The following is an 18916-nucleotide window of genomic DNA, read 5'->3' on the forward strand; positions in this document are numbered from 1 at the left end:
CTTGGTTTGGCGCGTGATCCTTCGAAAGTGGGGCCCATTCTCGGGGTCATGCGCCGGCGACATTGTTTCGCCGCATAGGACGGGCATGGGGTCGACCACATAGCGCATGCGTTCGGAGGACGTGCGGCGCCGTCGTGGCGGATAGGAATTGGGAAGGTGAGATGAGGAAATACCTGTTTTCGGCAGGATTCGCGCTGCTGGTGGCGGCGACCTCGGTTTCGATCGCGGCAATGACGCCGCCGGCATTCGCCAGCCAGATCAAATATGTCGTCAATAACATACCGATCACCACCGGCGACATCGCCCATCGCGCCGCATTCTTCAAGCTGCAGCGCAAGAAAGGCGACGCGGCCAAGGAAATGATCGACCAGACGCTGCGGCTTGCCGAGGCCAAGCGGCTCGGCATCCGAATCACCGACCAGCAGGTCGACGCCGCCTATCAGCGTTTTGCCTCCAACAACAAGATGCCGCTCGCGAAGCTCGACGCCGTCATGGCGCAGTCCGGCGTTACGAAGGAGCATTTCAAGGAGTTCATCCGCGCGCAGATGGCCTGGAACCAGGCGCTTGGCGCGCGCTACCGCTCCGGCGAGGGTGGCTCGGTGACCGAGCAGGACGCGGTCCGCCGCATGCTCGACAAGGGCGGCTCCAAGCCGAGCGCCACGGAATATATGCTGCAGCAGGTCATCTTCGTGGTGCCCGCTTCCGAGCGCTCGGCTACGCTTGCCAAGCGCAAGCGCGAGGCCGACGCCATGCGTGCCCGCTTCAACGGCTGCAACACCACGCGCGAATTCGCCAAGGGGCTGATCGACGTCACGGTGCGCGATCTCGGCCGCGTGCTGGCGCCACAATTGCCGTCGGACTGGGCCGAACAGATCAAGGCGACCAAGGTCGGAGGGGCGACGCCGACGCGCGAGACCGAACGCGGCGTCGAGTTCATCGGTATCTGTTCCTCGCGCGAGGTTTCCGATGACAAGGCCGCCCAGATGGTGTTCCAGGCCGAAGGCGGCAGCAACGACAAGGACGCCGACGAGCTCAGCAAGAAATATGTCGAGGAACTGCGCAAGAAGGCCACCATCGTCGAGCGATAGGCCGTTGCGGCGCATGACAGAACAAGGCTCGAGCCACCCGCCCTGCTTCGAAGCAGGCATGGCGCCCCACGTTACGCCATGAGCGCAAGTAGGACCGACGCGCCGCTGGCGCTCAGCGTCGGCGATCCATCCGGCATCGGGCCCGAGATCGCCATCACCGCCTGGCAGGCGGGCGACAGCGCCGGCGTGCCGCCCTTCTACCTGCTCGCCGACCCTGCCCTGATCAAGGCGCGGGCGCGTCAGATCGGGGCCAACGTGGCGATCATGGAGACCTTGCCGGGGCAAGCGGCACACCACTTTCCCCGCGCATTGCCCGTCGTGCCACTCTACGCCCGGCATCTGGACAGTCCCGGAAAGCCGAATTCGGCCAATGCCGCGGGCACCATCGAAGCGATCGACCGCGCCGTCGCCGACTGCCTCGCCGGCCGCGCCGCAGCGGTGGTCACCTGTCCCATCGCCAAGAAGCCGCTCTACGACGCCGGCTTTCGCTTTCCCGGCCACACCGAATACCTGGCGCATCTGGCCTCGCGCCACACCGGCGCCGAGGTGACGCCGGTGATGCTGCTTGCCGGGCCCGAATTGCGCACCGTTCCGGTCACCATCCACATCGCGCTTGCCGAGGTGCCGAAGGTTCTGACGAGCGAGCTGATCGTGGCCACAGGACGCATCACCGCGGCCGACCTCGAGAGCCGCTTCGGCATCGCGCGGCCCAGGCTCGCCATCGCCGGGCTCAATCCGCATGCCGGCGAAGGCGGCGCGATGGGCGCGGAGGATCTGTCGATCGTCCTGCCTGCCGTTGAGGCGCTTCAGGCCGAGGGCATCGACGCCGTCGGGCCGCTGCCGGCCGACACGATGTTCCATCCGCAGGCACGCGCCGGCTATGACGCAGCCCTTTGCATGTATCACGACCAGGCGCTGATCCCAGCCAAGACGCTGGGCTTCGACGAGGCCGTCAATGTGACGCTCGGCCTGCCCTTCATCCGCACCTCGCCGGACCACGGCACGGCGTTCGACATCGCCGGCAGGGGCATTGCACGCGCCGACAGCCTGATCGCGGCGCTGAGGCTGGCGCGCCGCCTCGCCGACAGCGGCCGCCGGACTGCGGCGGCATGAGGCTCGATTTGAGCGGGGGGCGCACGACCATCGACGGATTGCCGCCACTGCGCGAGGTGATCGAGCGCCACGGTTTGCAGGCGAAGAAAGCGCTCGGCCAGAACTTCCTGCTCGACCTCAATCTGACGAGCAAGATCGCGCGCGCGGCCGGCGACCTCAGCGAGACGACCGTGATCGAGGTCGGGCCCGGCCCAGGCGGGCTGACCCGGGCGCTGCTCTTCAACGGCGCCAAACGGGTGATCGCCATCGAGCGCGACGAGCGCTGTCTAGAAGCGTTGGCGCAGGTGTCCGGCCATTATCCAGGCCGGCTCGAGGTCATTCCCGGCGATGCGCTGAAGACGGATTTTGCCGCGCTTGCCGGCACGACGGACGGCAGCCCGGTGAAGATCGCCGCCAACCTGCCCTACAACATCGGCACGGAGCTTCTGATCCGCTGGCTGACGACGGCAGACTGGCCGCCCTTCTATCAATCGATGACGCTGATGTTCCAGCGCGAGGTGGCCGAGCGCATCACCGCAAGCCCGGGCAGCGGCGCCTATGGCCGGCTCGGCGTGCTTGCCGGCTGGCGCACCGAGGCAAAGATCGTCTTCGACGTGCCGCCGCAGGCTTTCACTCCGCCGCCGAAGGTCACGTCCTCGGTGGTGCATCTGGTGCCGCGTGCATCTCCCCTGCCCACCGACGGCAAGAGGCTGGGCCGCATCACCGAAGCCGCCTTCGGCCAGCGCCGCAAGATGCTGCGGCAAAGCGTGAAGAGCTTGGGCGGAGAAGCCCTGCTCACTCGCGCCGGCATCGACCCGACGCGCCGGGCCGAGACGCTGAGTGTGGAAGAGTTCGTAAGGTTGACGAACGCGGTGTAGCCTGCCGGCCTCCTGCTCCCCTTGTGGGAGAAGGGGAGGCACTGCCTCTCACTCCGTCTTCTCGTCCAGCAAGCCCGAGATGAAATCGAACAGGCCCGGCCGACGGTCGCGGCGCAGGCGCTCGGCTGTAACGATTGCACGCACCTCGGCAAAGGCGCGGTCGAGATCGTCATTGACGATGACGAAGTCATATTCCTTCCAGTGCTCGATCTCGACGCGGGCATTCTTCAGCCTGGTCTCGATGACCTGCTCCTGGTCCTCGGCGCGGCGCTTCAGGCGCGCCTTCAACTCCTTCATCGAAGGCGGCAGGATGAAGATCGAGACAATGTCGGCGCGCATCTTCTCCTTGAGCTGCTGGGCGCCCTGCCAGTCGATGTCGAACAGCATGTCGCGGCCTTCGGCAAGTGCTGCCTCGGCCGGCTCGCGCGGCGTCGCATAGAAATTGCCGTGCACCTCGGCCCATTCGAGCAGCGCGTCGGAATCGCGCAGCCGTTCGAACTCGCGCATGGTGCGGAAAAGATAATGGACGCCCTCGATCTCCGAGCCGCGACGCGGCCTGGTGGTGACGGAGACCGACAGCTCCAGGCTCGAATCGCTTTCCAGAAGATTGCGCGCAATCGTCGACTTGCCGGCGCCCGACGGCGACGACAGCACCAGCATCAGCCCGCGGCGGCGGATGCGGGACCCCAGATCCCTGGTGGCCGTAGGCTCCTTGGCAACCATCCCCGTCACTCCAGATTCTGAACCTGCTCGCGAAACTGGTCGACCACCGCCTTGAGCTCCAGCCCGATCGCGGTGACCGCGGCGGCATTCGACTTGGAACACAAGGTATTCGATTCGCGATTGAATTCCTGCGCCAGAAAATCGAGCTTGCGGCCGACGGCGCCGCCGCTGGAAAGCAGCGCGCGGCCCGATGCGACATGCGTCTTCAGCCGGTCGATCTCCTCGCGGATATCGGCCTTGGTGGCGAGGAAGGCCGCTTCCTGATGCAGACGGACCGCGTCGAGATTGGCCGACGCATCCATCAGCAGGCGGACCTGTTCGGTGATGCGCTCGCGGATCGCCGCCGGCTCGCGCGACGGGTCGGCCTCGGCCTTCAGCGTCAGCGCCTCGATGGCGTCGATATGGCCGGACAACAACTTGCGCAGCGCGGCACCTTCGCTCTGCCTTGCCTGCTCCAATCCGGCCAGCGCCATGTCCAGCGCCGACAGGATCGTCGCGTCGAGGGCGGCGCGCTCCTCCTCGGTCTCGACCGTCTCCAGGATGTCGAGCACGCCGCGCAGCGCCAGCAGACCGTCAGCCGTCGCCGGCGCGGTGCCGAACTGCTCCTGGAGGCGCTTGGCCAGTCCCGCCAGGTCCTTCAGGAACGCCTCGTTGACCACCGGCTGCGCCTGCTGGGCGGCGGCGCGCGCGACAGTCAGCGTTGCCTGGAAATTGCCGCGCGCGAAGCGCTTCTGCACGGTCTGCCTTACAGCGGGCTCCAGCCGGTCAAAACCCTGCGGCAGCCTCAGCCTGACCTCGACGCTCTTGCCGTTGACCGATTTGACTTCCCAGGCGATCGACGTGCCGTCGAGCTCAGCGACGGCTCGCGCGAAACCGGTCATGCTCTGCACGTTCATGATGCGTGTCACCCCTTGACGCAGGCCCGGCGCGATTGCCCGAGCATGCGCCCCTAGCAAGACGCCGGACCTCTGGCCAGCGTCGGATGTCCCCTCAAAACATGAATACGGCCCGGCGTCAAAGGAGGCGGGCCAGATCCGGCAATCAGCGCGGCCTACTGGGCCGCGTCGCCATTTTCGCCGCTGGCGCCTGCACTGGCACCGTCGTCGGGAGTGGCCGGCGCCGTCGTCTGGCCGGAGGCCTTGGCCGCCGCATCGGCCTGCTTCTTCTGCACCGCCCGATAGCGGGCGACGTTCTGGTTGTGCTCTTCCAACGTCGCGGCAAAGACATGGCCGCCATTGCCGTCGGCGACGAAATAAAGGTCGTCGGTCTTCGACGGATTGGCCACCGCCTCGAGTGCGGCGCGGCCCGGATTGGCGATCGGCGTCGGCGGCAGGCCCTTGATCAGATAGGTGTTATACGGCGTCTGCTTCTCGATGTCGGACTGATAGATCGGCCTGTCGGCCGGTTTGCCCTTGCCGCCGAAAAGGCCGTAGATGATGGTCGGATCCGACTGCAGCCGCATGCCCTTGGCGAGCCGGTTGAGGAAGACCGCGGCCACGCGCGAGCGCTCGTCGCCCCTGCCCGTCTCCTTCTCGACGATCGAGGCCAGGATGACGAAGTCCTCCATATTGGCGATCGGCAGGTCGGGCGCGCGATGCGTCCAGACGTCCTCGACCAGCTTCTTTTGGTCCGCGACCAGCTTGTCGACCATCTGCTGCCGGGTGGCGCCCCGCGTGAAGCGCAGCGTGTCGGTCGCGATGCTGCCCTCGGGCGGCATGGCCGCCGGCATGTCGCCGGTCAGCGCCTCCTGCTCGGCCACGCGCTGCAGCGCCTGCTCAACCGTGAGCCCCTCTGGGATGGTCAACGAATACATTACCGACTTGCCGCTCTTGAACAGCTCCATGATGTCGCGCATCGAGGCGCGCGGCTTGATGGCGTATTCGCCGGCCTTCAGCGCGGAATCGTTGCCTGTGGCACGCACCCCCAGCCTGAAGATGCGCGCATCGCTGACCAGGCCGCGCCGCTCCAGCTGGTCGGCGATCTCCTGAACGCCGGTGTTCGGCTTGACCATGAAGGTGTCGCCATTGGCCGACGGACCCGGCTCAATGAAGGCCTGCATGCCGAAATAGAGTGCGGCACCCGAGGCAAGCACGACCAGGATGACCAACGAAAGGAAGAAATTCAGGAATACGACGACCTGGCTGCGCGACGCGCGCGAGCGTTTCGACGGCGGCGGCGTGCCAGCCTCGGGGCGCAGCGCCTCGGCGGCTGTCTTGGGCACGATCGGTCCTTGCGCCTGACGCTGTCCGAATTCTCCACCGCCGCCCGGATTTGTATTCATGGCGCCCTACCGTCTGATCTTGCAACGAATCCCCTAGCCGAAGTGTAGGGGCAAATTTGGCAAAAATGACGGCAGGCGGCGGACCTGCCGGTAGGCTGAATGTTCAGCCATCGTAACTTTGGAAGACGAGCGAGGCGTTGGTGCCGCCGAAGCCGAAGGAGTTCGACAGCGCCACATCGATCTGGCGCTGGCGCGGCTTGTTCGGCACGAGATCGATCGCCGTCTCGCGTTCCGGATTGTCGAGGTTGATGGTGGCGGGGGCAATGTTGTCGCGGATTGCGAGGATCGAGAAGATCGCTTCCGCGGCGCCCGCAGCGCCCAGCAGATGACCGATCGACGACTTGGTGGACGACATCGAGATCTTGGAAGCGGCATTGCCGACCAGCCGCTCCACGGCGCCGAGCTCGATCGTGTCGGCCATGGTCGAGGTGCCGTGCGCATTGATGTAGTCGATGTCGGCGGGCGAGAGCTTCGCCCGATTCAGCGCCGCCGCCATGCAGCGGAAGGCGCCGTCGCCGTCCTCGGCCGGGGCGGTGATGTGATAGGCATCGCCGGTCAGGCCGTAGCCGGTGACCTCGGCATAGATCTTGGCGCCGCGCGCCTTGGCGTGCTCGAGCTCCTCCAGGACGACGACGCCGGCGCCCTCGCCCATGACGAAGCCATCGCGGTCGCGGTCATAGGGGCGCGAAGCGATCTCGGGCGCATCGTTGCGCTCGGTGGAGAGCGCGCGGCACGCGGCGAAACCTGCCATCGAAAGCCGGGTGATCGGCGCTTCGGCGCCGCCGGCCACCATGACGTCGGCATCGCCCCAGATAATCAGCCGCGCGGCATCGCCGATGGCGTGCGCGCCCGTCGAGCAGGCGGTTACGACAGCATGGTTCGGGCCTTTCAGCCCGTGCCGGATGGAAACCTGGCCGGAGACCAGGTTGATGATCTGTCCGGGGATGAAGAACGGGCTGATGCGGCGCGGGCCGCGCTCCTTCAGGATCATCGCGTTCTCGGCGATGCCGTCGATGCCGCCGATGCCCGAACCGATCAGCACGCCGGTGGCGCACTGGTCCTCATGCGTCTCGGGCTTCCAGCCGGAATCGGCCAGCGCCTCGTCGGCCGCCGCGATGCCGTAGAGGATGAAGTCGCCGATCTTGCGCAGTTCCTTCGGCTCGAGCACGGCCTCGGGATTGAAGGTGCCGTTCGAGCCGTCGCCGCGCGGAATGACGTGGGCGATCTTGCAGGCAAGGTCGCCCACCTCGAATTCGGTGATGCGGCAGGCGGCGCTGCGGCCGGAAAGCAGTTCCTTCCAGCTGTGCTCGACACCCATGCCGAACGGCGAAAGCAGGCCAAGGCCCGTGACGACGACTCGCCTCATCGCAGGTCCTCCCCGGCGATACCCGCGGAAAGCCTCAGGCCGAGGCCTTATCGATATACTTCACGGCATCGCCGACAGTCAGGATGGTCTCGGCGGCGTCGTCTGGAATCTCGACGCCGAACTCTTCTTCGAACGCCATCACGAGTTCGACCGTATCGAGGCTGTCCGCGCCCAGATCGTCGATGAAGCTCGCCTGCTCCGTCACTTTGTCGGCATCGACGCCGAGATGCTCGATGACGATCTTCTTGACGCGCTCTGCGGTGTCACTCATTTGGGGCCTCGTCTTACGTTGTGTTGTCTTCGTTAGCGGGCGGAATGCCGCTAATCAAGCTGAAAGATGGTCTTGTGGGAAACGCAACGCCACAGGACCGGTTTTTGCCCGAACCGCCGGGTTGCCGGCCGCATTACACGAAAAACAGCGGGCGTCCAAGCCGAAATGGCTGTTTTCACAGGCGCCCGGGGCTCGGTCGCCCGGGTGTGTGAGATTCAGCTCAAGCCGAGCCGAAAATGGCGGCTTTCGAGGGCCGGAGCGGAAGCGCAGGAAGCCGCCGTTTGCAGGCCGGCATCACCTGAATCTCAAATACCCTAGATCATCGCCATGCCGCCATTCACGTGGATGGTCTGGCCGGTGACATAAGCCGCCTCATTGGAAGCGAGATAGGCGACGGCCGAGGCAACTTCGGCGCTGGTGCCCATCCGCCGCGTCGGAATCGCCGCCATGATGGTCTCTTTCTGCTTGTCTTTGAGCTTGTCGGTCATGGCCGATTCGATGAAGCCCGGGGCGACGCAGTTGACGGTGATGTTGCGGGTGGCGATCTCCTGCGCCAGCGACTTGGAAAAGCCGATCATGCCGGCCTTGGAGGCGCAGTAATTGGTCTGGCCGGGATTGCCGGTGACGCCGACCACCGAGGTGATGTTGATGATGCGGCCATGGCGGCGGCGCATCATCGGATGGGTGAGTTCACGAGTGAGCCGGAACACGGCGGTCAGGTTCACCTCGAGCACGGAATCCCAGTCGGCGTCCGACATGCGCACGAACAGGCCGTCCTTGGTGATGCCGGCATTGTTGACCAGGATGTCGACGCCTTCGAGATCGGCCTCCGCCTTCTGGCCAAGCGCCTTGACCGCGTCGCGGTTGGTCAGATCCGCCGGGAAGAGCTTTACGCGGTCGCCGAGCTCGTCGGCCAGCGTTTCCAGCTTCTCGACGCGGGTGCCGTGCAGGCCGACGATCGCGCCCTGGCTGTGCAGCACCCTGGCGATCGCCTCGCCGATGCCTCCCGATGCACCGGTGACGAGCGCCTTACGGCCGGTCAGTTCGAACATTGCTTCAACCTCATTCTTCCGGACGCCCCGCGAGCGACCCTCGTTCCGCATTTTGTCATGTTGTTCAGGCCATATCAGAAGTTCTCGGCGCTCACGACCGATTCTTCACCAAGCCTCGATCCGCTCCAGCACTTCCGCAGCCCAGTAATAGTCCTCGAGATCTTCGAGTCCACGTTCAACGAAGTCACGCAGGTATTCGGCTTTGCTTCGATCAGTCATCGCCACGAGATCGTCGAGGCGATGCTCGACTTCGGGAGAAAGACGGATGGAAGTAGGAATGCCGCACCTGCCAGCAAGAGTTTCCCGTTTATCCTAAAGTTGCCAGCGCCGCCTCGACTTCCGCGGCCGCGCCGATGGCGCCGGTCGCGATATCGCGGTTGATGCGTCGCGCCAAGCCCGACAGCACCTTGCCGGCGCCAACCTCGTAAAGCGTCGCGACACCTTTGGCGCCGAACCATTCCACCGTCTCGCGCCAGCGCACGCGGGCGACGGCCTGCTCGACCAAGCGGCGGGCGATCTCATCCGGGTCGCTGGTCGGCGTGACCGAAACATTTGAGACGATGGGAACCACCGGCGCGCTTTTCGCGACCCCGCCCAGCGCCTCGCGCATGATATCGGCGGCTGGCGTCATCAATGCCGAGTGAAAAGGTGCCGAGACCTGCAGCATCAGCGCCCGCTTGGCACCCTTTTCCGCGCAGAGCTTCGCCGCCAGTTCGACGGCCGCCTTGGCGCCGGAAATCACCAGTTGGCCACCGCCATTGTCGTTGGCGATCTGACAGACAGAGCCTTGTGCCGCTTCGGCGCAGGCGGCTTCGACATCAGCCTGCTCCAGCCCGATGATGGCGGCCATGGCGCCCTCGCCCGCCGGCACCGCCGCCTGCATGGCGTTGCCGCGGGTGCGCAGCAGTCGCGCGGCATCGGCCACCGAAACGAAGCCGGCTGCGGCAAGCGCCGAATATTCGCCGAGGGAATGGCCTGCGACATAAGCCACCTTGTCCTTCAGCGAAAAACCGCGCGATTCCAGCGCCCTTACGGCCGCCAGCGACACCGCCATCAGCGCCGGCTGGGCATTGGCCGTCAGCGTCAGCGTTTCTTCCGGCCCTTCCCAGATCAGCTTCGACAGTCTCTCGCCGAGCGCCTCATCGACTTCCTCGAAGACGCGGCGCGCCTCGGGAAAGGCATCGGCGAGGTCCTTGCCCATGCCGACGGCCTGGCTGCCCTGTCCCGGAAAGGTGAATGCGACGGCCATGTTAGCGTCTCCAGCGGCTGGTTTTTCCCTGCCTCTGGCGCAAGGCGGACGGCCAAGTCAAGCCCGCAAGCACCAGTTCAGCAGCTGTTCCAGCCGGGAGAACGGCCGAGTTCCCTGTTCTGAAAGGCTTTTTGGCGATCACACCTGATGAAAACCGCTCACGAATCGTTTGCTGGCTCTTCTTATTTCCGCCACAGGCGCTAGCTTTGTGTGACATTTCGATGACAGTGGCGTGACGCGAGTGGAAGACGCGTGACATGGGCCGGGGAAGCAAAGTGGCTAGGATCAGGAAAGGCGCGGCCAAACCCGCGCCGCAATTTTTGGAAGACGATCCGTCCACCGGCTATCTGCCGGGGCGCAGATGGCCGATTGTCCGCTACGGCCTGGCGACGCTGCTTGCCTCCGCCCTTCTGGTGTTCGCCATCGAATGGATCGTGCGCGGCGACTTCTTCGGCACCGTCGACTTCTTCCTGCAGCCCTTCAAGCCCGGCTGGACCACCATCATCGTCTTTTCGCTGGTGCTGATCGGGCTCGACGCCATTCTCGGCCGCAGCCATCAAAGCCTGATGATCGTCGCGCCGGTGACATTGGCATTGGCCTTTGTCGGTCACCAGAAATCGCACTATCTGGGCGATCCGCTCTACCCGACCGATTTCCTCTATGCCCGCCAGATCATGGCGCTGATGCCGCTTCTGGTGCGCGAGCGCCCCTGGACGGCCGTGCTGCTTGCGGCGGCGATCGTCGCCAGCCTCGCGCTGCTCGTCTATGGCTGGCGGCTCTGGCGCCGGCGTGTGCCGATCCTCAGCCGCAAGGGACGGCTGGCGCGCTTGACGCTTGCCGTGCCGCTGCTCGCCTTCTTCGTCTCGATCATGGACTACGCCACCTTCTCGTGGACGCGCGACAGGCTGCAGATCATCCCGATCATGTGGGACCAGAAGGAGAACTATGCCTCCAACGGCTTCGCGCTCGCCTTCGCGCTCAACGTGCCGATGGCGCATGTCTCGGCCCCGCCCGGCTATTCCGAGAAGACGATGGATGCGATCGCGCGTCCCGGGGTTGCCGCCTCGGTGCCCGACCAGAAGCCGGATATCATCGTGGTGATGAGCGAATCCTTCTGGGATCCGACGGAGCTCCCCGGCGTCAGCATCAAGCCCGATCCGATCCCGACGGTGCGCGCGCTGCGCTCGGGCTCGATGTTCTCGCCGGAATTCGGCGGCATGACCGCCAATATCGAGTTCGAGGCGCTGACCGGCTTCTCCAACGCCTTCCTGCCGGCGGGCTCGATTCCCTATCAGCAATATGTGCGCACGCCGACGCCGTCGCTGGCGACTTTCCTGAAGAGCGAAGGCTATAGGGCGCGCGCCATCCACCCGGGCACCAACTGGTTCTGGAACCGGGGCGCCGTCTACGCCGATTTCGGCTTCAGCGACTTCCGCTCGGAAGAGACGCTGCCGCCGATGGAAAAGCGCGGGCCGCTGGCCTCCGACGCGGCTATGACCGACGAGATCATGCGCGAGGCCGATGCCAGCGAAGAGCCGGTGTTCCTGTTCGCGGTCAGCCTGCAGAACCACGGGCCCTACGAGCCCTACCGCTATTACAATCCGACCCATAGCGTCGACGCGCCGATCAGCACCTGGGCGCGGGAATCGCTGCTCTCCTACGCCGAAGGCTCGGCCGACGCCGATCGCGGCCTGCAGCGCCTGATCGACTGGGCGAAGAAGCGCGAGCGGCCGACCATCATCGCCTTCTTCGGCGACCACTTGCCGCCGCTCGGCCCGGTGTATGTCGAGACCGGCTTCCTCAAGGACAATGTCGCGCCGCGCAAGGAGCCGACGCCCGAGGCGGCGCTCGAGCATCACGACACGCCGCTGATCATCTGGTCGAACCGCTCCGGTCCGGTCGAGAATCTGGGCTCGGTGAGCCCCGCCTTCCTGCCCTATCATATCCTGACTACGGCCGGGATCACCCACCCCTATTACACCGGCTTCCTCGGCGCTTTGCGCGAGCACTACCGGGTGGTCGACCGCAACCTTTTGCTGTCGCCCTCCGGCGAGGCGACGCCCGACTGGGCACGGCAGAAGAAGATCGATCCGAAGATCAACGACTTCCGCCTGATCCAGTACGATATGATGTTCGGCAAGCGCCGGGTCGCGCCCGACTTCTTCCCCGAGACGGTAGTCCCGCTCGTCGCGCATATGAGCTGAGTGGATCGCCTTCCGACGAAATGGCCGACCTGCGGCCGGCGGGTCAGCCAATTCCCACAAGCGCCGCCAGGCCTGCGACACTGCGGAGCCGCCGACCCTCTCTGCCGCCCTTGCCTTCCTCACGAATTGCTGTATAGACGCCGGCAATCTGCCGGTCCTTGCTGGGGGCTGAACGGAGGGCCGTGGCCTTAGAGGGCCGCGTCATGAAGCCAGAAGCGCTTTGGGCCTCCCGTGTCTCCGCTCTCGACCGTCTCGTGATGCTCCTTTCTTCCCCGCGCGCCTTTGCGACCGGGTCAGACAAGTTGCAGAGGCTTAGCCGCGAGGGCCGGTGAGAGAAACGAAGAAAGGCAGAAAAACATAATGGCTCTTTACGAACATGTGTTTCTTGCCCGGCAGGACCTGTCGCAGCAGCAGGTTGATGCGCTTGTCGAACAGTACAAGGGCGTCATCGCCGCCAATGGCGGATCGGTCGGCCGGATCGAGAACTGGGGACTGAAGTCCCTCACCTACCGGGTCAAGAAGAACCGGAAGGCTTACTACACGCTGATGGACATCAACTGCCCGCCGGCCGCGCTCAACGAAATGGAGCGCCAGATGGGCCTGTCGGAAGACGTGCTGCGCTTCCTCACCATCAAGGTCGAGGCGCACGAGGAAGGCCCCTCGGCGATGATGCAGAAGCGCGAAGAGCGCTCCGAGCGCGGCGGCTTCGGCGACCGCGACCGTGGCGACCGTGGCCCGCGTTCGTTCGGCGACCGCGACCGTGGCCCGCGCTCGTTCGGCGACCGTGATGGCGGCGACCGTGGTCCGCGCCGCCCGCGCGAAAACGTTGAAGGGGGTGCAGAATAATGGTCGACATCAACCAGATCCCGACCCGGCGTCCGTTCCATCGCCGCCGCAAGACCTGCCCGTTCTCCGGCGCCAACGCTGCGAAGATCGACTACAAGGACGTGCGTCTGCTGCAGCGCTACATTTCCGAGCGCGGCAAGATCGTGCCGTCGCGCATCACCGCCGTCAGCCAGAAGAAGCAGCGCGAGCTCGCCAAGGCGATCAAGCGCGCCCGCTTCCTCGGCCTGCTGCCCTACGTGGTTCGCTAAGCTATTGATGCGGGCGGCTTGCCGCCCGCTTCGGCCCACGGCGACGGGCGCCGCAACGGGCAGGCTCAAATCCCGAGTTGAGGCCATAAACCTCTAACTGCCAAAAACAGGCAGGACAGCGACACCGGCGAAGACGCCATTTGCTTCCTGACCTGTTCCCAAAGAATCCGCCGTCATCCGCGATGGCGCCAACCAAAGGAACGAAACCATGGAAGTCATTCTCCTCGAGCGCATTTCCCGCCTCGGCCAGATGGGCGAAACCGTCAAGGTCAAGGATGGGTTCGCCCGCAACTTCCTGCTGCCGCAGGGCAAGGCGCTGCGCGCCAACGAAGCCAACAAGAAGAAGTTCGAGGGCCAGCGCGCCCAGCTCGAAGCCCGCAACCTCGAGCGCAAGTCGGAGGCTGCGCAGATCGCCGAGAAGCTCGACGGCAAGAGCTTCATCGTCGTGCGCTCGGCAGGCGAGACCGGCCAGCTCTACGGCTCGGTGTCGACCCGCGACATCGCCGAACTGCTGACCGCCGAGGGCTTCTCCGTCAGCCGCAACCAGATCGAGCTCAACCAGCCGATCAAGACCATCGGCCTCTCCAACGTGGCGATCGCGCTGCATCCTGAAGTCGAGGTCACGGTGACGCTCAACGTCGCCCGCTCGGCCGATGAGGCGGAGCGCCAGGCCAAGGGCGAGACGCTGACGACGGCCGAAGCCATCTATGGCGAAGACATCAACGACAACGCCCGGCCGGAAAACTTCTTCGATCCGAACGCCGAATTCGAAGGCGGCGAGGACAACGCCTGATCGACAAGGCAGGAGCCGCGCTCCGGCTCCTCCTGCGTCCAGCGCCGACTGGACCAACGCCCGGGTCTTCGACCCGGGCTTTTTTGTGCCAATAGGAACTTTTCTGATCCCTATATCTTGTTGCAGATTACGGCGTGGCGCGTCGATTGGACGCGGGCGATGCGCTGTGGCACTTTCGATTTGGCATTCGGTCCGACTGCCGGATGGTCCGTCTGAGGGGACATTTGGTCATGAACATCCTGTTGAAACACGTTCTCGAACGGCTGGTGCGGACCGGCGACCTCAAAGTGACCGGGCCGAAAGGCACGACGCATAAGTTCGGCGACGGCAGCGGCGAACCGGTACACATCCACATCAAGACCATGCATGCCGAGCGCGCGATCACCTTCGATCCGATGCTGGCCGTGCCCGAAGCCTATATGGATGGCGAACTGGACATCCCCGAGGGCGGCGTCCTCGGGGTGATGCGGATCGCTTTCCAGAACATGGGCAGCGGCGGCATCGACGTGACCTGGTCGAAGGCCATCGAAGGTCTGCGCCATGCCTTCCGCCGCCTGCAGCAGATCAACACGGCGTCGAGATCTCGCCGCAACGTGCAGCGCCACTACGACCTCTCCGGCGAACTCTACAAGCTCTTCCTCGACGAGGACATGCAGTATTCCTGCGCCTATTTCGAACAGCCCGACATGACGCTGGACGAAGCGCAGGTCGCCAAGAAGCGCCACATCGCCGCCAAGCTGAGACTCAAGGCCGGCCAGACGGTGCTCGATATCGGCTCCGGCTGGGGCGGCCTCGGGCTTTATCTCGCCAAGGCCTTCGACGTCGACGTGCAGGGCGTGACGCTATCCACCGAGCAGCAGAGCGTCTCCACCGACCGCGCACATGCACTGGGCCTGCAGGACCGCGCGCATTTCGACCTCAAGGATTATCGCGCGCTCAACGAACGCTTCGACCGCATCGTCTCGGTCGGCATGTTCGAGCATGTCGGCGTCAACCACTACCGGACTTTCTTCGACAAGGCGGCGACGCTGCTCAAGCCCGACGGCGTGATGCTGCTCCACACCATCGGCCGGTCCGGCGTGCCGTGGGCGACCAGCGCCTTCATCCGCAAATACATCTTCCCAGGCGGCTACGTCCCGTCGATGTCGGAAGTGCTGCCCGCGATTGAGAAATCAGGCCTTATCGTCACGGACATCGAGATTCTCAGGCTTCACTACGCCGACACGCTGAAGCATTGGGGCCAGCGCTTTGCCGCCAACCGCGACAAGGCGAAGGCTATCTATGACGAGCGCTTCTGCCGCATGTGGGAGTTCTACCTCGCGGCCTCGGAAGCCGCCTTCCGCTGGCAGGACCTGGTGATCTTCCAGTTCCAGATCGCCAAGAAGAACGACACGCTGCCGATGACGCGCGACTATATGGCCAAATGCGAGAAGGCGCTGGAATTGCGCGACCTCGGCCATCAGGAGCCGGCGACGCCCGCCGTCAAGCCGACCCGCCGCAAGAAGGTGGAATAGAACGGCGGCGATTGCCGCTTGCCATTGCGGCCTGACGCCACGAAAAAGGTCTCGTTCGCGAGGCCTTTTTCATGAACTACCTAATCTACATCGCGGCGGCACTTGCCGAGATCGCCGGCTGCTTTTGCTTCTGGGCCTGGTGGCGGCTGGGGAAGTCGCCGCTCTGGCTGGTGCCAGGTCTGGCGTCGCTGGCATTGTTCGGCTTCCTTTTGGCGCTGGTCGACACGAGCGCCGCCGGTCGCGCTTACGCCGCCTATGGCGGCATCTACATTGCCGCTTCGCTCGGCTGGCTTTGGCTAGCCGAAGGCGTGCGCCCCGACCGTTTCGACCTCGCCGGCGCCGCGCTCTCGATCGTCGGCGCCTCGGTGATCCTGCTCGCGCCAAGAGGAGCCTGAATTGGAACTGCCCACCGCGCTCCGGCAAGGCGTCGACAGCCTGCTCGAAAAAGTACCGCTGCCGGCGCTGAAACAGGCCGCGAGAACGCTTTCGGAACGCTATCGCGCCGAGTTGCGTGACGGCCGCCTGCATATGGGCGAAGACATGGCGGTGAAGGCTTACCTGGCGACCAGGCTGCCCGCCACCTATGCCGCCGTTCGCGCTTGCCTGGACGCGCTGGCGGACGCTCGTCCGGACTTCCAGCCGAAAAGCCTGCTCGATATCGGCGCAGGGCCTGGCACCATGCTTTGGGCCACGGCCGACACCTGGCCGGAGCTCGAACGGGCGGTTCTGGTCGAGGCAAGCGCGGCGGTGCGCAAGGTCGGCCAGTCGCTGGCCGCCGGCGCGATCGCTGTCCGCGCGAGCTGGGTAGCCGGCGACGCCACCATCGATCTCGACGGTCTCGACCCGGCGGACTTGATCAGCGTCGCCTATGTGCTCGACGAGATCGCGCCGGCCTCGCTGCCAAAACTCGTCGACCGGCTCTGGCGATTGACGGCCGACACGCTGCTGATCGTCGAGCCCGGCACGCCGGCCGGCTGGCAGCGTATCCTTGCCGCGCGCCGGCAGCTCATCGAAGCCGGCGCGCATGTCTCGGCGCCCTGCCCGCACGAGGCGCCCTGCCCGCTCGCTCCGCCAGACTGGTGCCATTTCTCGCGCCGCGTCGCGCGTTCGCGGCTGCATCGGCTCGCCAAGGACGCCGACGTGCCGTGGGAGGACGAGAAGTTCATCTACCTCGCCGCCTCACGTCTGCCGGCGCCGGCGCGCGCGTCACGGGTGATCGCGCCGCCAAAGGGCGGTTCGGGCAAAGTCGTGCTCAAGCTCTGCCAGCCCAACGGCTATGCCGGCGAGCGCCTCTCCAGCAAGCGCGACGGCGATGTCTTCAAGGTGGCGAGGCGGGCGGACTGGGGCGACACGCTTGGCTGAGCCGCTTGTGATTCAGGGGCGAGGCGACACGGCGCAGACAAGCTTGCCACGACTGACATAGCCGGCATCGCATTTTCCTGTTTTGTTCTCGTTCGAGGCCCGCTAGGGTTGCGCACTTCGATTCGAGTCAATGACGATTCTTTCCACGGAAAAATTTCGGTTGTGAATCGCGAGCATCGAAGCCGGTTGGAACCTCACTGTTGCAGATAAGTCAGCACTGATTTTTCCAGTTCTGATATCGAGGAAGCGGGATCGAAATCGGGGACATCATGGCTGAAGCAGCGCGCAAGCTCGGCGTGGCGGAGCAACCGCTCTACCGCGAGGCACCGAACAACATCGAGGCCGAGCAGGCGCTGCTTGGCGCAATTCTGGTCAACAACGACGCCTTCTACCGCGTCTCGGATTTCCTCAAGCCCGCGCATTTCTATGAGCCGCTGCACCGCAAGATCTTCGAGGTCGCGGCCGAGCTCATCCGCATGGGCAAGATCGCAACGCCGATCACGCTGAAGACCTTCCTGCCGGCGGAAGAGAAGGTCGGCGACATGACCGTGGCGCAGTATGTCGTGCGGCTCGCCGTCGAGGCGGTCACCGTCGTCAACGCCGCCGATTACGGACGCGCCATCTACGACCTCGCCACGCGCCGGGCGCTGATCACCGTCGGCGAAGACATGGTCAACATCGCCTATGACGCGCCGGTCGACATGTCGCCCTCGGAGCAGATCGAGGACGCCGAGCGGCGCCTGTTCGAGCTCGCGGAGACCGGCCGCTACGACGGCGGCTTCGAGAGCTTCAACGACGCGGTCAAAACCGCCGTCGACATGGCCAACGCCGCCTATATGCGCGACGGCCATCTGTCAGGCATCGCCACGGGGCTGCGCGACCTCGACCGCCGCATGGGCGGCCTGCAGCCTTCCGACCTGATCGTGCTTGCCGGGCGCCCCGGCATGGGCAAGACCTCTCTGGCCACCAACATCGCCTTCAATATCGCCGAGGCCTATCAACCGGCGCAGCAGGCCGACGGCACCTTCAAGGCGGCCAATGGCGGCGTGGTCGGCTTCTTCTCGCTCGAAATGTCGTCGGAACAGCTCGCCACCCGCATCATCTCCGAGCAGACCGAAATCTCGTCATCGAAGATCCGCCGCGGCGAGATCTCCGAGATGGATTTCGAGAAGCTGGTCGCCTGCTCGCAGACGATGCAGAAGATCCCGCTGTTCATCGACCAGACCGGCGGCATCTCGATCGCGCAGCTCTCCGCGCGGGCGCGGCGGCTGAAACGCCAGCGCGGCCTCGACCTCATCGTCATCGACTATATCCAGCTGATGCAGGGCTCGAGCGCGCGCGCCTCGCAGAACCGCGTGCAGGAAATCACCGAAATCACCACGGGCCTGAAGGCTCTAGCCAAGGAGCTCGGCGTGCCGATCATCGCGCTGTCGCAGCTGTCGCGTCAGGTCGAAAGCCGCGACGACAAGCGCCCGCAGCTCTCGGACCTGCGTGAATCCGGTTCGATCGAGCAGGACGCCGACGTGGTGCTGTTCGTCTACCGCGAGGAATACTACCTCAAGAACCGCGAGCCGAAGCTCGGCACCGACGAATACATCAAGTGGGAAAACGAGATGAACGAGGCGCGCGGCAAGGCCGAGTGCATCGTGGCCAAGCAGCGTCACGGACCGACCGGCACCGTCAGCCTCGCCTTCCATGGCGAATTCACGCGGTTCTCGGACCTGGCCGAGGAGCATCATTTGCCGGAGAGGTTTGAGTAGTTTTTGGCCCACGTCAGCGCTCCGTCACACCCCCCTCTGTCCTGCCGGACATCTCCCCCGCAAGGGGGGAGATTGGCTGTTGCCACGACCTTCGCCAATCACCGCCGTTGCAAGAAGAGCGCCGGCGGCCAAGCTGCTGATCTCCCCCCTTGCGGGGGAGATGGCCGGCAGGCCAGAGGGGGGTGGGCG

General features: G+C 65.1%; 19 protein-coding genes. 11 read left to right on the forward strand and 8 right to left on the reverse strand.

Translation table 11 applies throughout. From position 1 onward, the window contains the following. The first annotated feature begins 161 nt into the window (after positions 1-161). The 3 genes from EOA49_RS13745 (at position 162) to rsmA (ending at position 3058) form a co-directional block, all read left to right on the forward strand. Positions 162-1088: a peptidylprolyl isomerase gene (locus EOA49_RS13745; RefSeq protein ID WP_066995711.1), complete on the forward strand. Its 927-nt coding sequence runs from the start codon at positions 162-164 to the stop codon at positions 1086-1088. 78 nt (positions 1089-1166) lie between these two features. Next, on the forward strand, positions 1167-2201 hold the full coding sequence (gene pdxA, locus EOA49_RS13750; protein WP_095823644.1) for a 4-hydroxythreonine-4-phosphate dehydrogenase PdxA: 1035 nt from the start codon (positions 1167-1169) through the stop codon (positions 2199-2201). Beyond that, positions 2198-3058, forward strand: a complete 861-nt coding sequence (gene rsmA / locus EOA49_RS13755) for a 16S rRNA (adenine(1518)-N(6)/adenine(1519)-N(6))-dimethyltransferase RsmA (RefSeq protein WP_067330290.1) — start codon at positions 2198-2200, stop codon at positions 3056-3058. Before pdxA ends, rsmA begins: the two co-directional genes overlap by 4 nt. Positions 3059-3106: 48 nt before the next feature. On the opposite strand, the gene gmk is transcribed toward rsmA, so the two are convergent. The 8 genes from gmk to fabD form a co-directional block, all read right to left on the reverse strand. Further along, a complete protein-coding gene (gmk, locus tag EOA49_RS13760; protein WP_127242094.1) occupies positions 3107-3781 on the reverse strand; it encodes a guanylate kinase in 675 nt (224 codons plus the stop codon). Between the two features lie 5 nt (positions 3782-3786). After that, positions 3787-4677, reverse strand: a complete 891-nt coding sequence (locus EOA49_RS13765; RefSeq protein WP_127242093.1) for a YicC/YloC family endoribonuclease — start codon at positions 4675-4677, stop codon at positions 3787-3789. A gap of 155 nt (positions 4678-4832) precedes the next feature. After that, positions 4833-6062: an endolytic transglycosylase MltG gene (mltG, locus tag EOA49_RS13770; RefSeq protein WP_127216282.1), complete on the reverse strand. Its 1230-nt coding sequence runs from the start codon at positions 6060-6062 to the stop codon at positions 4833-4835. A gap of 103 nt (positions 6063-6165) precedes the next feature. Beyond that, positions 6166-7428 carry a beta-ketoacyl-ACP synthase II gene (fabF, locus tag EOA49_RS13775; protein WP_127242253.1) on the reverse strand — a complete coding sequence of 421 codons (1263 nt, stop codon included), beginning with the start codon at positions 7426-7428 and terminating at the stop codon, positions 6166-6168. Positions 7429-7462: 34 nt separating this feature from the next. Next, entirely contained in the window at positions 7463-7699 is a 237-nt protein-coding gene (locus tag EOA49_RS13780; RefSeq protein WP_006203723.1) for an acyl carrier protein, read from the reverse strand. 314 nt (positions 7700-8013) lie between these two features. Further along, positions 8014-8751, reverse strand: coding sequence for a 3-oxoacyl-[acyl-carrier-protein] reductase (gene fabG / locus EOA49_RS13785; RefSeq protein WP_127243193.1), 738 nt, complete (start codon positions 8749-8751; stop codon positions 8014-8016). Between the two features lie 105 nt (positions 8752-8856). Continuing rightward, on the reverse strand, positions 8857-8976 hold the full coding sequence (locus EOA49_RS34105; protein WP_292083607.1) for a hypothetical protein: 120 nt from the start codon (positions 8974-8976) through the stop codon (positions 8857-8859). Between the two features lie 82 nt (positions 8977-9058). Then, the gene (gene fabD / locus EOA49_RS13795) at positions 9059-10000 is read right to left on the reverse strand and encodes an ACP S-malonyltransferase (protein WP_127241657.1); all 942 of its coding nucleotides are present in this window, start codon (positions 9998-10000) and stop codon (positions 9059-9061) included. A gap of 257 nt (positions 10001-10257) precedes the next feature. On the opposite strand from fabD, the gene EOA49_RS13800 reads away from it, so the two are divergent. The 8 genes from EOA49_RS13800 to EOA49_RS13835 all read left to right on the forward strand — a co-directional run bounded on the left by EOA49_RS13800 (position 10258) and on the right by EOA49_RS13835 (position 18727). Continuing rightward, positions 10258-12204, forward strand: a complete 1947-nt coding sequence (locus tag EOA49_RS13800; RefSeq protein WP_082980493.1) for an LTA synthase family protein — start codon at positions 10258-10260, stop codon at positions 12202-12204. A gap of 360 nt (positions 12205-12564) precedes the next feature. Next, positions 12565-13050, forward strand: a complete 486-nt coding sequence (gene rpsF, locus EOA49_RS13805; RefSeq protein ID WP_067330265.1) for a 30S ribosomal protein S6 — start codon at positions 12565-12567, stop codon at positions 13048-13050. Further along, positions 13050-13298, forward strand: coding sequence for a 30S ribosomal protein S18 (gene rpsR, locus EOA49_RS13810; protein ID WP_127241658.1), 249 nt, complete (start codon positions 13050-13052; stop codon positions 13296-13298). Before rpsF ends, rpsR begins: the two co-directional genes overlap by 1 nt. 208 nt (positions 13299-13506) lie before the next feature. Beyond that, positions 13507-14091 carry a 50S ribosomal protein L9 gene (rplI, locus tag EOA49_RS13815; RefSeq protein WP_095779181.1) on the forward strand — a complete coding sequence of 195 codons (585 nt, stop codon included), beginning with the start codon at positions 13507-13509 and terminating at the stop codon, positions 14089-14091. 230 nt (positions 14092-14321) lie between these two features. Continuing rightward, positions 14322-15605, forward strand: coding sequence for a cyclopropane-fatty-acyl-phospholipid synthase family protein (locus tag EOA49_RS13820; RefSeq protein ID WP_067330259.1), 1284 nt, complete (start codon positions 14322-14324; stop codon positions 15603-15605). Positions 15606-15676: 71 nt separating this feature from the next. Further along, entirely contained in the window at positions 15677-16000 is a 324-nt protein-coding gene (locus EOA49_RS13825; protein WP_067330256.1) for a YnfA family protein, read from the forward strand. A gap of 1 nt (position 16001) precedes the next feature. After that, positions 16002-16967 (forward strand): small ribosomal subunit Rsm22 family protein, encoded by a 966-nt coding sequence (locus EOA49_RS13830; protein WP_127243194.1) that lies wholly within the window; start codon positions 16002-16004, stop codon positions 16965-16967. Between the two features lie 269 nt (positions 16968-17236). Continuing rightward, a complete protein-coding gene (locus EOA49_RS13835; protein ID WP_067330253.1) occupies positions 17237-18727 on the forward strand; it encodes a replicative DNA helicase in 1491 nt (496 codons plus the stop codon). Positions 18728-18916 lie beyond the last annotated feature (189 nt).

Origin of the sequence: Mesorhizobium sp. M1A.F.Ca.IN.020.04.1.1 (genome assembly GCF_003997315.1) — a bacterium.
GTDB lineage: Bacteria > Pseudomonadota > Alphaproteobacteria > Rhizobiales > Rhizobiaceae > Mesorhizobium.